This is a genomic window from Kribbella sp. NPDC003557 (assembly GCF_040610805.1).
Lineage (GTDB): Bacteria > Actinomycetota > Actinomycetes > Propionibacteriales > Kribbellaceae > Kribbella.
Window position 1 is genome coordinate 549,382 of sequence record NZ_JBEXMY010000005.1, and the last position, 13,958, is coordinate 563,339.

11 protein-coding genes are annotated in these 13,958 nt (G+C 70.0%); 2 read left to right on the forward strand and 9 right to left on the reverse strand.

Annotated elements, in window-relative coordinates:
• Positions 1 to 5: 5 nt before the first annotated feature.
• Together ABZW60_RS23250 and ABZW60_RS23255 are read left to right on the forward strand one after the other, a co-directional pair.
• Complete coding sequence (locus ABZW60_RS23250; RefSeq protein WP_355479970.1) at positions 6 to 566, forward strand: winged helix-turn-helix domain-containing protein; 561 nt, start codon at positions 6 to 8, stop codon at positions 564 to 566.
• A 104-nt stretch (positions 567 to 670) separates the two neighbouring features.
• Complete coding sequence (locus tag ABZW60_RS23255; RefSeq protein ID WP_355479972.1) at positions 671 to 2,368, forward strand: alpha/beta hydrolase; 1,698 nt, start codon at positions 671 to 673, stop codon at positions 2,366 to 2,368.
• 370 nt (positions 2,369 to 2,738) lie between these two features.
• Here ABZW60_RS23255 and ABZW60_RS23260 read toward each other — a convergent pair whose 3' ends face one another.
• From ABZW60_RS23260 to ABZW60_RS23300, 9 genes are all read right to left on the reverse strand, one after another.
• On the reverse strand, positions 2,739 to 5,237 hold the full coding sequence (locus ABZW60_RS23260) for a tetratricopeptide repeat protein (RefSeq protein WP_355479974.1): 2,499 nt from the start codon (positions 5,235 to 5,237) through the stop codon (positions 2,739 to 2,741).
• Between the two features lie 122 nt (positions 5,238 to 5,359).
• Positions 5,360 to 5,803, reverse strand: coding sequence for a hypothetical protein (locus tag ABZW60_RS23265; protein ID WP_355479976.1), 444 nt, complete (start codon positions 5,801 to 5,803; stop codon positions 5,360 to 5,362).
• Between the two features lies 1 nt (position 5,804).
• Entirely contained in the window at positions 5,805 to 6,551 is a 747-nt protein-coding gene (dapB, locus tag ABZW60_RS23270) for a 4-hydroxy-tetrahydrodipicolinate reductase (protein WP_355479978.1), read from the reverse strand.
• 48 nt (positions 6,552 to 6,599) lie between these two features.
• Entirely contained in the window at positions 6,600 to 8,420 is a 1,821-nt protein-coding gene (locus ABZW60_RS23275; protein WP_355479980.1) for a hypothetical protein, read from the reverse strand.
• 18 nt (positions 8,421 to 8,438) lie between these two features.
• Complete coding sequence (locus tag ABZW60_RS23280) at positions 8,439 to 9,452, reverse strand: dipeptide ABC transporter ATP-binding protein (RefSeq protein WP_355479982.1); 1,014 nt, start codon at positions 9,450 to 9,452, stop codon at positions 8,439 to 8,441.
• On the reverse strand, positions 9,452 to 10,453 hold the full coding sequence (locus ABZW60_RS23285; protein ID WP_355479984.1) for an ABC transporter ATP-binding protein: 1,002 nt from the start codon (positions 10,451 to 10,453) through the stop codon (positions 9,452 to 9,454). The genes ABZW60_RS23280 and ABZW60_RS23285 overlap by 1 nt, the downstream gene beginning before the upstream one ends.
• Positions 10,450 to 11,346 (reverse strand): ABC transporter permease, encoded by an 897-nt coding sequence (locus ABZW60_RS23290; protein WP_355479986.1) that lies wholly within the window; start codon positions 11,344 to 11,346, stop codon positions 10,450 to 10,452. The genes ABZW60_RS23285 and ABZW60_RS23290 overlap by 4 nt, the downstream gene beginning before the upstream one ends.
• A complete protein-coding gene (locus tag ABZW60_RS23295) occupies positions 11,339 to 12,265 on the reverse strand; it encodes an ABC transporter permease (RefSeq protein ID WP_355479988.1) in 927 nt (308 codons plus the stop codon). The genes ABZW60_RS23290 and ABZW60_RS23295 overlap by 8 nt, the downstream gene beginning before the upstream one ends.
• Positions 12,262 to 13,845, reverse strand: coding sequence for an ABC transporter substrate-binding protein (locus ABZW60_RS23300; RefSeq protein ID WP_355479990.1), 1,584 nt, complete (start codon positions 13,843 to 13,845; stop codon positions 12,262 to 12,264). The genes ABZW60_RS23295 and ABZW60_RS23300 overlap by 4 nt, the downstream gene beginning before the upstream one ends.
• Between the last annotated feature and the right edge of the window lie 113 nt (positions 13,846 to 13,958).

Sequence of the window (13,958 nt, forward strand, 5' to 3'; positions counted from 1 at the left end):
CGCGCATGGCACCGGTGGAAGTGAACGACGTCGGGGACATGGTGCTCACAGAGGCCCCGGTCCTGCGAGCTCTCGCCCATCCGGTGCGGCTCGCACTGATGGACCGGTTGACCCGCGGTACGGCGACCGTGGCGGAGCTGGCCGAGCAAGTCGGGATCGGGTCGGCAGAAGCCCAGGGTCATGTCGACGGTCTCGCCCAGGTCGGCCTGCTCGTGGCCGACGGCGACGGGTGGCGCGCGGTCGGGCGCGGCGTGTTCTTCGAGGTGCCGGAGTCCGGGCCCGAGGACGTCCAACTGGCCGCGCGTGAGCTGAGCAACGCGATGCTGCTGAACTACGAGCAGGTGCCACGGGACTGGGTCGAGCAGACGGAGCCGAAGCTGGAGCTGGACTGGGCGCGAGCGGCGGGCCTGTTCAACGCCGGCATGACCGTCACCGCTGACGAGCTGCGGACCATCCAGGAAGACCTGGAGACGCTGCTGAAGCCGTACCTGAACCGGACCGAGGCGCCGGAGGGCAGCCGGCGGATCCGGATGCTCGCGTACTTCCTGCCGTCCGCCGGCGCATAGCACTCGGCCGATCGGCGACGAGCCGGGGGTGGTGCTCGACGGCTGTCGGCGGGCATGACAGATTGTCACGGACCGATCACGCTTGGCCATCCGCTGGAGTCCGTATGAAGTACCTTCCCCTGGCCGTCGGCCTAGGGCTGTCCGTTGCCGCCGTTCTCGTCGTGCCGGGGTCGGGAGCGACCGCCTCCATGCAAGCGGAGACCGTTGTCGACAGACCGCATCCGGCCGCGAACAAGTACCTCGACCAGAAACCGCACTGGTACCTGTGCGGCGAACCCGAGATGCGGACCTTCTGCGCGAAGATCACCGTCCCGCGCGACTGGGCCAACCAGTACTCCGGCAACGATCTCCAGATCGCGGTCAGCAAGGTCGCGCCTGCCAAGGGCAAGCCGAGCCGTGTGGTGTTCGGCAACCCGGGCGGACCGGGCGGCGCCGGCATCGGGATGGCGCCGTACCTGGCGAGCCAGGCGCCGCTGGCCAAGGACCACCTCGCCGTCGGCTTCGATCCGCGCGGCACCGGCGGCAGCTCGAACGTCAGCTGCGCCGGCACGCCCGGCTACACGATGGACGCCCGCGACCGCGACCCGGCGAACCGCGACCTGATCGCCGAGGCGTCCGCGATGGCCCGGACGTACTGCGACCGCCAGTCCCGCGGCCTGCTCCCCTACATCACGACGGCCCAGACCGTGCAGGACATGGACCTGATCCGGCAGCTGCTCGGCTACGACAAGATCGACTACCTCGGGTACTCCGGCGGCACCTGGCTCGGCGCGTACTACCAGACGTACTTCCCCGAGCATGTCGGCCGCTTCGTGCTGGACTCGAACACCGACTTCACCAAGACCTGGATGGACACGTTCGTCAGCCAGCCGCAGGCCTTCGAGCGCCGCTTCCGCGAGGACTTCGCGCCCTGGGCGGCCAGGTACGACGACCAGCTGCGGCTCGGCTCGTCACCGGGCGAGGTCATCCGGCTGTACGAGCGGTTGCGCCGGACGCTGAAGGAACGGCCCGCGACCGAGGAGTTCCTGGACGGCGCGGTGAACGTCACCTACGACGAGAACGTCCTCGACCAGATGGTGTCCGGGGACATGTACTCGAAACTCGACTTCCATTCCCTCGCCGCCGATCTGCTGTTCTTGAAAGACCTTTCCGCGGCCCAGGCGAAAGGCGGTCCGCGGGCCGCACAACGCCGCGTCGACGCACTCTCGCCGGCCCGCCAGCGCCAACTCGTGCAACGCGCCGGCCGGGAACCCATCGGCCTGCGGATGCTCGGTGAGGACGACGCCGAGGACGCCACCTTCACCGCGATCACCTGCAACGACACGGTCTGGCCCCAGGGCCGCGAGTACGGCGAGCAACTCGCCGCCCGGCTCGGTCCGCACTTCCCGCTGCTGGGCTGGACGATGACCCAGAACCCCTGCTTCTACTGGGACCGGCCGAACCTCACGATGCCGACGCCCACCGGGAAGGGCCTGCCCACGACACTGATGGTGCAGTCGGTGCACGACCCGGCGACCAGTTACAGCCTGGCCGCCTCGGCCCACAGCCGGTACGCCGGCTCACGGCTGCTGACCGTCACGAACGAGGGCGACCACGGCGTGTACGGCGGCGTGAACCAGTGCGCGGACCGGATCGTCAACACGTTCCTCGCCACCGGGGTCGCACCGGCCGCGGACGTTTCCTGTGCCGGTGAAGGCATTCCCGCTCCTGAGACCGAGGAGCCCGGTTTCGACGACGGCAGCGGCGCCCCGCTGCGGAAGATCGCCGGATTCACCAAGGCGATTTCCGGATATCTGCCGTAGCGAGCGTTTGAAAACCGCCGGAATTCACCTACGCACCGGCAGTTCACGGTCACCGTCGGCGAATTCCGGCCGGGGCTTTCGTTGTCAGGACAAATTTGTCAGGGCGATGTCAGGGTTCCGTCCCTGTGCGACACAGCGTGATAACGGCAACCTTGAGTCAGCGCGGAGGAACCGGCCGTCGACTGGGAGGGCTCGACGACGGTGACCATCGCCGACGTGGCTTCGGCCGGCTGTGAGGTGGGGGGACTGCCTGGGGGGTCAGACAGAGACACAGCCGGCCGGGTCACGCATTCGCGATCCGTGCCACCAGATCCCTCGCGGGGCACCGTCGATCCCCCAGGTCGTGGTGTCTCGCGAGGCACCATCGGCGTCAGAGCGGGTCCCGGGTCCGAGCGGTCGATGGCGCCCCGGGCGGCGGATAACCATCCGCGACCGCGGCCAACGGCGCCGCGCGGCCGGCCGACCAGGCGGCCCGGAAGGCCCGCCGCTCGAGGGACGCTTCGACGGCGGCTCGCGTCGCCTCACGATCGGCCTTCTCGATCACCGGCACCGGTGCGCCGATGACTTCGCGCACCCCGTCGGCGGCGCCGAGCAGGAAGGCGGCGTACTCGCTGCGTTCGCGTTGCTGGGCGACGGCGGCCAGCTCCTCGAGCACGCTGGCCGAGCGCCACCGGTCCCCCAGGTCACGATGCTCGGCGAGACTCTCGTCCAGCAGGTGCACGGCGCGCTCGGTCAGGCCGCGCCGGCGCTCGATGACGCCGAGCTGGTTCATCGACCAGGCGACACCCTCGCGGTAGCCGAGCCGTTGCGACAGCGCGAGGCTCTCCTGCAGCAGGTCCTCGGCCTCGACCAGCTCACCGCCGTACTGCGCGATCGCGCCGAGGCTGATCAACGACCAGGCGAGGCCTTCACCGTCGCCGACCACCCGGAAGCTGTCCCGGGCCCGCCGGCACCGGCGCGCGCCGATCTCGAGGTCACCACGGAGCCAGGCCACGAACCCGAGGTGGTTGTGCGCCCAGGCCATCCCGCCGCGGTCGCCGAGACTCTCGTACAGGTCGAAGCTCTCGCAGTGCAGGTCCTCGGCCGCCTCGTAGTCCCCGCGTTCGCGCGCGACCCCGCCGAGTCGCTGCAGCACCAACGCTGTACCGGCCGGGTCGTCCAGCTCCTTGTACTGCCGTAGCGCGGTCTGCAGTCGCGTGGTCGCGGCGTCGTACTCGCACTGGAGGAACGCCAGTGTGCCGGCGCCCAGATTCGCCTTCGCGCACACCGTGGACAGGTCCGCGAGTTCTTCGGGCGGCGCCGAGTCGGCGAGCTGCAGGGCACGCTCGAGCCACTGGCTGCCTTCGGCGTAATGGCCGCGCAGATAGCAGAACAGCCACAGGCCGGCGGCGAGCCGCAGTGCCTCGGTGGCTGCACCGGTCCGCAACGCCCACGCCATCGCGGCACGCAGGTTCGAGAGCTCACCCTCCAGCCGCTCGAGCCACTGTCCCTGGTCCGGCCCGCGCAGGTGGCTCTCGGACTCCTCCGCCAGCTCCACGTAGTACCGCGCGTGGCGCGCGGCGGCCGCGTCGGTCTCGCCGGACGCCCGCAGCTGGTCGGCCGCGAACTCCCGGATCACGCCGAGCATGTAGTACCGCGCGACGCCGCCGCGCCGCACCACGCGGATCAGCGACTTGTCCGCCAGCCTGCCGATGATGTCCAGCGCCTCGACCCGGGTGGCGCCGCCGGGCATCACCGCGGCCGCCGCGCCGAGCGTCCAGCCGCCCGCGAACACCGACAGCTGGGCGAACGCCTCGCGCTCGGTCCGGGTGAGCAGCGCGTGGCTCCACTCGATCGCGCCGTACATCGACTGCTGACGCGGCGAGGCGGTCGGCGGGCCGCCGGCCAGGATGCTGAACGACGTCTCGAGCTCGCTCGCCAGCTCCTCGATCGTCATCACGTTCATCCGCGCCGCGGCCAGCTCGATCGCCAGCGGCATCCCCTCCAGCCGGCGGACGACGCGGGCGACCTGGTCGAGCTGGCCGGCCGGGTCGTAGCCGCGCGCGGTCGCCCGCTCGACGAACAGCCGCACGGCCTCCGAGGAGGCCAGCTGGTCCTCGTCGTGCGGCAGCGACAACGCGGGGACGACGTACACGCTCTCGCCCGGCAGCCGGAGCAGTTCGCGGCTGGAGGCGAGGATCGACAGGTTCGGGCAGTGCTCGAGCAGGGCCGCGCAGATGCTGCTGACCGTCGTGACCTGGTGCGAGCAGTTGTCGAACACCATCAGCATCGTGCTCCGGCCGATCTGGTCGGCGATCTCCTCGACGAGCCGCGTGCTCTCCAGCAGGTGCATGCCGATCGACGTGGCCACCGTCGGCGCGACGGCCGCGGAGTCGGTCACCGCGGCGAGCGGCACCCAGCAGACGCCGTCCGGGAAGCTGTCGGCCACCTGGCCGGCGAGCGCCAGCGTGAGCCGGGTCTTGCCGACGCCGCCAGGCCCGGTCAGGGTGAGCAAACGCGTGATTCGCTGCCCCAGCAGGCGGCTCGTCGCGGTCAGCTCGGTCGTCCGCCCGATCATCTCGCTGATCGGCGCCGGCGGTTGCCGCAGCGGTGGCCGTGCGGTGTCGGCCTCCTGACGAGCGGCCGCGGTCAGCGCCGCGCGGTCCGGATCACCGAGCCGCAACGCGTCCGCGAGCAGGCGCAGCGTGTGCGCCCGCGGCGCACGACGCCTCCCCCGCTCCAACGCCGCGATCGCGTCGACGCTCAGGCCGGCGAGCTCCGCCAGCTTCTCCTGCGACAGCCCGGCCTCCCGCCGGTGCCGTCGCAGCAGGCCACCGAACCCAGCCCCCTGAACGTCGTCCGAGCCACGGCGAGACCCGTCTGATGGCACAGGACGGCTCCACCCAGTCTCCGACCTTTACGTGGCGGCTGCCACGTACCTTGTTGAAAATAGCCCGTTCCGCACCCGGTTGTCAGTCATCTCGGGACGTTCACAGCGAACTCCCGGGTAACTCACGAGGTGCGGTCGTGGTGCGCGATCGCCGTCCGCATCGCCTCGCGGGCCCGCTTCCGGTCCCCCGCGGCGTCGTACGCCGTGGACAGCCGGAACCACACCCGCCAGTCGTCGGGGGCCGCTTCCGCCTCCGCCTTGTAGCGCCCGAAGGCCTCGTCCGCGGCGGCCCGGTCGACCCGCCCGGACGGCCGCCGGGGCAGGTCGTCGACCGGCAGGCCACCGGCCGCCTCCAGTTCGCGCGCCAGCGCCTCGGTCCGCCGCCCGAACTGGATCTCGCGCCACACCAAGTACGCCCCGACGAGCGGGATGACCAGCACCGCGACCCCGAGCACGACCGCGACCGGCGTACCGACCTTGACCAGCAGCACGCCACGCCAGCCGATCAGCACGGCGTACGCGACGAACACGACCGCAAGCACGAACGCGGTCTGCTTGGCTCTCATCTCAGGAGAGATCCATGAAGTGCTCGAGGCCCACGGTGAGACCCGGTGCGCCGCCGATCCGCCGGACGCCGAGGAGCACGCCGGCCATGAACGAGACGCGGGCCATCGAGTCGTGCCGGATCGTCAGCGTCTCGCCCTCGTCGCCGAACAGCACCTCCTGGTGCGCGATCAGGCCGCGCAGCCGGACGCCGTGCACCCGGATCCCGGCGACGTCCGCGCCGCGGGCGCCGTCGAGCGCCGTCGTGGTCGCGTCCGGGATCGGCGCGGAACCGGCCTCGCGGCGCGCGTCGGCGATCAGCTCCGCCGTGCGGCGCGCCGTACCGGACGGGGCGTCGACCTTGTCCGGGTGGTGCAGCTCGACGATCTCCACCGACTCGTAGTACGGCGCGGCCTTCGCGGCGAACTGCATCATCAGCACGGCGCCGATCGAGAAGTTCGGCGCGATCAGGACACCGGTCTCCGGCGCCTTCTCCAGCAGCCCGCGCAGGGTGGCGAGGCGCTCGTCGTCGAAGCCGGTGGTGCCGACGACGGCGTGGATGCCGTGCTCGATACACCAGGCCAGGTTGTCCATCACGACCTCGGGGCGGGTGAAGTCGACCACCACCTCGGCGCCGGCCGCGGTCAGCGCGTCGAGCGCGTCGCCCTGGTCGAGCCGGGCGACCAGCTCACAGTCGGCGGCCTCCTCGACCGCGAGGCACGTCTGAGCGCCCATCCTGCCCTTGGCCCCCAGGACCCCGACCTTGATCATGCGCCACCTTCCTGTCCGAGATCCTGTCCGATCGTCGGGAACAGGATCTCATCCGGTGGCGCGGCCGCCCCGCTCGGCCTTCGGAATCCACACCTGCAGGCCGATCGTGGCGCGCGCGGGCGCCAGCTGCTCGTACTCCGCGCGGAAGTCCAGCCCGCACGCCCGTAGGGCGTCGATCTCCACGTCCGAGATCTCCCGGTTCAGGATCACCAGCGGCGCCCTGGACGGATGCTCCGTGCGGCACACCTCCTCGATCCCGGCGGCGGTACGGGCGCGCTCCTTCGGCGCGATCCAGGCCTCGCCGAGCGGGCGGCCGCCGAGCATCAGGACCAGGCCCGCCATCTTGTCCAAGGCGAGCATCGGCCGCCCGGGCGGCTCGGTGTACGGGCGCAGGTCGGCGGCCAGGCGGCCGAAGTTCTCCTCGGCGGCCGGTGACAGGTAGAGGCCGTCGAGCGCGGGGATCGTCGCGGCCGCGGTCAGCTGCGAGTGGCCGACCGAGCGGTAGGGGTAACGGAACAGGCCCGTGTACGCGATCGTCGAGGTCGCCACCAGTGCGCCGGCGAGGACGATGCCGAGCGTCAGCCGCGCCACGACCGGGGTGGCCCAGATGCCGGTGAGAACGGCGATCATCACCGCCGCCCAGGCGGCGAACGCGTTGAAGCCGATCGTGTAGAGCGGCGTGTTCGTGCCGAACGCCTGGACCAGCGGCAGCAGTACGAGCAGCGCGAGGATCACCCAGGTCCGGGTGTTCTCGCGGCTCAACCGGGAGCGGGCTGTGACACCGGCGCGACCCGCGATCACGGCGCCCGCCCCTGCCACGACCGCCACCAGTACGGCGGCCAGCAGCGTCTCGGCGTACATCGGGATGTGTTGCGAGCCGCCCAGCGCACCGTCGGCGACAGCGACGTGACGGACGGACACGACCAGGGCGATCAGCGCGAGGACCGCGGCCGCGATCCGGAGCCAACGCCAGCGGGCGATCGTGGCAACCGCGACCGCGAGCAGCAGCAGGCCGTGCGCGACGAGTGTGCGGCCGACCAGGTCGACGGTGCTCGTCCAGTACAGGTGCAGCAGCTCGGGCGGCGTGTACGACGTCCCGGCGATGAACCTGTTGACGTCGAGGATCCCCGGCACCGCGACGTCCAGGCGGACCACGAAGAGCTGGACGACGAGCGCCGCCAGCGCCAGACCGCCGAGCGCATAAAGGATGCCGCGGGCAACGGATCGCGCGCCCTGACCGGCCAGCACGACCACGGCGGTGATCACGATCAGCCCGATCACCACGACCGATGTCCATTTGGCCAGCACCATCACGCCGATCACCAGACCGGCGACGAGGAAGATCCAGAACGGCACCGGCGTCCCGCGATCGACCGCGGTCGCCATCCACAGCACACACGACACCAGCGTCAGCGCGCCGAGCAGCACGACATCGTTGTAGCCGGGCGACTGCGGGATCCAGCTGTAACACATCCCGCCCGCGGCCAGCACGACCGCCGTGCCCGCGGCCTCCCACAGCCGGGTCGGCGGCGCACCGGGCCGTCGCCCCCGCAGCCACCGCATGAAGCTGTAGCCGAAGACGAGATGGACGGCGACCACCGTGAACAGCCGGAAGAAGCGCAGTTTCGCGATGTCGTACCCGAACCACTCGAACACCGGGCCGTACAGGTACTGCACACCGGTCAGCGCCAGCGGGTTGCTGTCCCACCACCGGTACGAGAGCAGGTAGTAGCCCTCGTCGGTGATGTCGAACCCCTCGTTGGCGGCCCGGCCCGCGGTGAGAATCCACCACGCGGCCAGCCCGCCGGCCACCACGATCACCCCGGCGAGCAGCACGAACCGTCTGCCTGCCGAGGAAACCGTACTCACGGCCGCCACCCTAGGCCATCACTCCACAGCTATCGTCCCGGCGTGTGAGTAGGCGGTCTGCGCTTCCTCCGCGAAGTGGCAGGAGACGGTCTGGCCGGACCTGATCTCCCGCAGCTCGGGGACGTCGGTGCTGCACTTGGCCTCGGCCCGCAGGCAGCGGGTGTGGAACCGGCAGCCGGACGGCGGCATCACCGGTGACGGCGGGTCACCGGCCAGCACGATCCGCTGCCGGCCCTGCCGGGCCAGACCGGGCTCCGCGGACAGCAGCGCCTGCGTGTACGGGTGCGCGGGTCCGTCGTACACCTGCTGGTGCCCGCCCAGTTCGGCGACCTTGCCGAGGTACATGACCGCGACCCGGTCCGAGACGTGCCGCACCACGGACAGGTCGTGGGCGACGAAGATGATGCTCAGGCCGAGCTCGCGCTGCAGCCGCATCAACAGGTTCACCACCTGCGCCTGCACCGAGAGGTCCAGCGCCGAGACCGGCTCGTCGCACAGCAGGACGTCGGGGTTCAGCGCGATGGCCCGCGCGATCCCGATCCGCTGCCGCTGGCCGCCGGAGAACTGGTGCGGGAACTTGGTCTCGTCCTCGGGCCGCAGCCCGACCAGCTCGAGCAGCTCGCGGACCTTGGCCCGGATGTCGACACCTCTGCCCACGTCCGGGTGCACCTCGAACGGCTCGGCGACGATCTCACCGACCCGCATCCGCGGGTTCAGGCTGGAGTACGGATCCTGGAACACCACCTGGACGTTGCGCCGCCAGCGCCGCAGCTCACGGCCTTTCAGCTTGCTGACGTCGACCCCGCCGTAGGAGATCTGTCCCGCCGTCGGCTTCTCCAGCGCGGCCAGCAGCCGGACCAGCGTCGACTTCCCGCAGCCCGACTCGCCGACGATGCCGAGCGACTCGCCCCGGCGCAGCGTCAGGTCGACGCCGTCGACGGCACGGACCACGGTCTTGGCGCCGAGGTTCAGCGCCGGGCTGATGTCGTAGTGCTTCACGACATTCGTTGCCACCAGCAACTCTTCGGCCATCACACAGCCTCTCTCGCGGCGAGCGTCGTCCGGCGCAGGCACGCGGCGTCCCGCCCCGGCGCCACGGTCAGCAACGGCGGCACCTCGGCGGCGCAGTCGTCGACCGCGATCGGGCACCGGGGCCGGAAGGCGCACCCGGACGGGATCGCCCGCAGCGACGGCGGTGTCCCGGGGATCGTCGGCAGCTCCCGGCCCTTCAGGTCGGCCGACGGCATCGAGCCGAGCAGCCCTTCGGTGTACGGGTGCACGGGATACTCCAGCGCCTCCGCGGTCGCGGCCCGCTCGACCACGTGGCCGGCGTACATCACCACGACGTTGTCGGCGACGTCCGAGACCACGCCGAGGTCGTGCGTGATCAGCACCACACCCATGTCCCGCTCGGCCTGCAGTTCCGCGATCAGCTCCAGGATCTGCGCCTGGACGGTCACGTCGAGCGCCGTGGTCGGCTCGTCGGCGATCAGTACGTCCGGGTCGAGCGCCAGCGCCATCGCCAGCATCACCCGCTGCCGCATGCCGCCGGAGAACTCGTGCGGGTAGTCCCGCACCCGTTTCGCCGCGGCCGGGATCCGCACCTGGTCGAGCATCTCGGCGGCCCGCTTCATCGCGTCCCGCTTCGACATCCCGCGGTGCACCCGGTAGCACTCGGCGATCTGCGTCCCGACCGACTGCACCGGGTTCAGCGCCGACAGCGAGTCCTGGAACACCATCGTGATCCGGTCCCCGACGATCCGGCGCCGTTCGGCCGTCGTCATCTGGATGAGGTCCGCGCCGCGGAACTCCGCCGTACCGGACACGATCCGGCCGGGCGGCATCTCCAGGATCCCGGTCAGCGCCTGGGTCGAGACGCTCTTGCCGGACCCGGACTCGCCGAGGATCGCCAGCATCTCCCCCGCGCGGACCTGCCAGGACACCCCGTCCACGGCCCGCACCGGCCCGCGCGGTGTGTCGAACTCCACCGACAGGTCGTCGACCTTGAGCAGTACTTCGCCAGTCGCAGTCATCGCATCAGCTTCGGGTCGAGGGCGTCCCGGATCGAGTCGCCGATGATCATGAACGAGATCGTCATCGTGGAGATGAACAACGCCGGCCAGATGAACAGGTGCGGGGTGTCGCGGTACGACGCCGCGACGCCGAACTGTGAGCCCCACGAGATCGACGGCGGCTGCAGCCCGACCCCGAGGAAGGTCAGCGCGGCCTCGAGCCCGACCATGCCGCCGATGCCGAGCGTCGTCATCGCGAGCAGCGGCGCCATCGCGTTCGGGAACACGTGCTTGCGCAGGATCCGCACCGGCGGCACCCCGATCGAGCGGGCCGCCAGCACGTACTCGCGGTTGCGGACCGAGAACACCGTGGCCCGCATCAGCCGCATCCCGCCCGGCCAGCCGATCAGCAGGATGACGCCGACGATGATCCAGATGCTGCGGTCGGCGACCGAGTTCAGGATCACGATCAGCACCACGATGCCCGGGATCGAGAACAGCACGTCGGCGGTCCGCGAGATCAGCCCGTCCACGAAGCCCGGGAAGTACCCGGCCAGCAGGCCGAGCGAGCCGGCCAGCAGGAACACGCCGAAACTCGCGCAGATGCTGACCAGCACCGACGGCCGGGCGCCGTACACGACGTTCGCGAAGTAGTCGCAGCCCTGGATGTCGAACCCGAACGGGTGCCCGGGGCCGCTGCCCTGCCGGCTCTTGGCCAGCTCGCAGAACCGCGGATCGACGGAGGTGAACAGCTTCGGCACCGCCGCCATCGCGAAGAACACCAGCAGCAGCAGGCTGCACAGGACGAACTGCGGCTTGCGCAGCAGCGCCCGCAGCAGCTCGCGGTTGGACAGGGTACGGCCGTCGCCGAGCTCCTGGGCTTCGGCACCGACCACGGCTTGCACATCAGACATTGCGCACCCTCGGATCCAGGACGCCGTACAGGAGGTCGACCAGCAGGTTGATCAGGATGAACGAGATGAACGCGAGCGTGGACAGCAGCACCACCACCCCGCCCTCCTTCAGCTTGATCGCCTGGAACATGAACTGGCCGAGCCCGGGCAGGTTGAAGATGGATTCGGTGATGATCGCGCCGCCGAACATGCCGGCCAGGTCGAGCCCGATGAACGTGACCACCGGCAGCAGCGCGTTCGGCAGGATGTGCCGCCACAGCACCCGCTGCTCGCCGAGGCCCTTGGCCCGCGCGGTCTTCACGAAGTCGGCGTTCACCGTCTCCACGATCGAGGTGCGCAGCAACCGGGCGAGCCCGGCGAAGCCGAGCACGCCGATCACCAGCGCGGGCAGCAGGTACGAGCGCGGGAACCCTTCGAGCACACCCGACACCGGGAACCACTTCAGCTCGACGCCGAAAAGGTACTGCGCGGCGAAGTACGCCACCAGCCCGGGCACCGCCAGCAGCACCAGCGTGGTCAGCAGCAACGACCGGTCGATCCAGCCGTTGCGCTTGAAGCCGGCGTAGATCCCGAAGAACAGCCCGAGCGTCCACTGCACGGCGTTCGCCAGCAGCGTCAGCTTCAGCGTCACCGGGATCCGCAGCCGGAGCTGGTCGGCGATGTCCGCACCCGCGAACGTCGTACCGAAGTGGCCGGTGAGGATGTCCTTCATGCTCAGCACGTACTGGACGATGAACGGGTCGTCCAGGTGGAACTGCGCGCGCTTGGCGGCCAGCACCGCGGCCGGGATCGGCTTGTCACCGGCCAGCTCCCGCAGGGGGTCCCCGGGCATCGCGAAGACGAGCGCGAAGACCCCCAGCGTCACCAGCACACCGATCGGGACGGCCGCCAGCGCGCGCCGCAGGACGAACCGGATCACTTGAACGTGGCCCAGAGCGCCGAGACGCCGACGAACTTCGACACCCGCGGCTCGATCTTCGCCGAGTGCAGGTACGCGTTCGACTTGGTGTACAGCGGGATCAGCGGCATGTCCTCGAGCGCGATGTCCTCGGCCTGCTGGTACAGCTTGATCGCCTTGTCCGGGTCCGGCTCGGCGTCGCCCTTGGCCAGCACGGCGTCCAGCGCCGGGTTGGTGTACATGGCGAAGTTCGCGTCACCGTTGGACTTGAACATCGGCGTCAGGTAGTCCTCGATCGACGGGTAGTCGTGACCCCAGCCGCTGAACCGCAGGCCGTCCAGCTTGTGGTTGTTGGCGAGCTCGGTGATCTCCGAGCTCTGCTTGCCGGTGTACTTCACCTGGATGCCGAGGTTCTGCCGGAGCATGTTGCCGATCGCCTCGGCGAAGATCTGGCCGGTCGCCGACGTGGTGCTGTAGTTGATGTTCAGCGTGCCGGAGAAACCGCCGGCCTCCTGCAGCAGCTGCTTGGCCTTGCCGGCGTCGAAATCGCAGTACTTGCAGGCGTTGTCGCGGTAGCCCGCCATGTCCGGAGCGACCAGGCCCTTGGCCGGCTCGGCCAGTCCGACCAGGTCGGCGAACGCCTTGCGGTCGATCGCCTCGGAGAACGCGTGCCGCAGCTTCGGGTTCTTGAACCGCGCGTCCCAGGCCGGGATCACCAGGTAGTTCGCGCCGGAGCTGACGCTGGTCACCCACTGGTCCGGGGCGTCGGTCTTGAAGCTCTTCACCTTGGTCGACGGCACGTCCACGAAGTCGAGGTTGCCGGCCAGGAACTCGTTGTACGCGGTGTCCGCGTTCGGGATGAACCGGTAGGTGATCTCGTCGGCCTGCGGGACCAGGGCGCCCTTGTAGCCGTCCCACTTGGCCAGCTTCAGGTCGTCCCCGGGGTTCCAGTCCGCGGCCAGCTTGTACGGGCCGTTGCCGATCGGCTTGCGCTTGTAGGCGTCCGGGTTCTTGCGGACCTCTTCGGGCAACGGCGCGAGGCCGAGGTACTGCAGCGTGAGGCCGAACTGCGAGAACGGCACCTTGAGCTTGACCGAGAACGTCAGGTCGTCGATCTGCTTCAGGCCGCTCATCGTCTTCACCGCGGTCGGCTTCGGCGTCGCGCCGTCGGGCGTCGGCGGGTTCAGGGCGTCGTACCCGTCGACCTTCGAGAAGAACCCGTTGTTCTTCCAGGCGTTCGAGCCCATCGCGGTCATGTTCCAGCTGTCCACGTAGTCCTTCGCGGTCAGCGGCTGGCCGTTCTGGAAGGTGTTGCCGGACTTCAGCTTGATCGTCCAGGTCTGGCTGGTCTTGTCCGGCGTGACCGAGTCGGCCATCACGTTCTGCAGCTTGCCGGTCTCCGGGTCCGTGGTCACGAGCGGCGCGAAGATCGCCATCGAGACCCCGATCCCCGCGGTGCCGTTGTCGTTCAACGGGTTGATGTACTCCGGCGGGTCGGCGGCGATCGCGATGACCTCGCTCTTGCTGCCGGAGCTGCCGCCGGAGCCGCTGCTCTTGGAGTCTCCACACGAGGCGAGCACCAGCGCCAAGCCGAGTGCCACCCCCACTACCCCACTCAGACGTCGCACGGTCGAACCAACTTCCTCGGCGGGAGGGCCGTTAGGCGGGCGGAACAAGCGCCATGGTGGCTGGTCGAAACTGCGCATGTCAACGT

Excerpts from the sequence above, each read along its gene's own strand:
- ABZW60_RS23250 (WP_355479970.1), top strand. The coding sequence starts at position 6 with ATGGCACCGGTGGAAGTGAACGACGTCGGGGACATGGTGCTCACAGAG.
- ABZW60_RS23255 (WP_355479972.1), top strand. The coding sequence starts at position 671 with ATGAAGTACCTTCCCCTGGCCGTCGGCCTAGGGCTGTCCGTTGCCGCC.
- ABZW60_RS23265 (WP_355479976.1), bottom strand. The coding sequence starts at position 5,803 with ATGAGAGCCAAGCAGACCGCGTTCGTGCTTGCGGTCGTGTTCGTCGCG.
- dapB (WP_355479978.1), bottom strand. The coding sequence starts at position 6,551 with ATGATCAAGGTCGGGGTCCTGGGGGCCAAGGGCAGGATGGGCGCTCAG.
- ABZW60_RS23280 (WP_355479982.1), bottom strand. The coding sequence starts at position 9,452 with ATGGCCGAAGAGTTGCTGGTGGCAACGAATGTCGTGAAGCACTACGAC.
- ABZW60_RS23285 (WP_355479984.1), bottom strand. The coding sequence starts at position 10,453 with ATGACTGCGACTGGCGAAGTACTGCTCAAGGTCGACGACCTGTCGGTG.
- ABZW60_RS23290 (WP_355479986.1), bottom strand. The coding sequence starts at position 11,346 with ATGTCTGATGTGCAAGCCGTGGTCGGTGCCGAAGCCCAGGAGCTCGGC.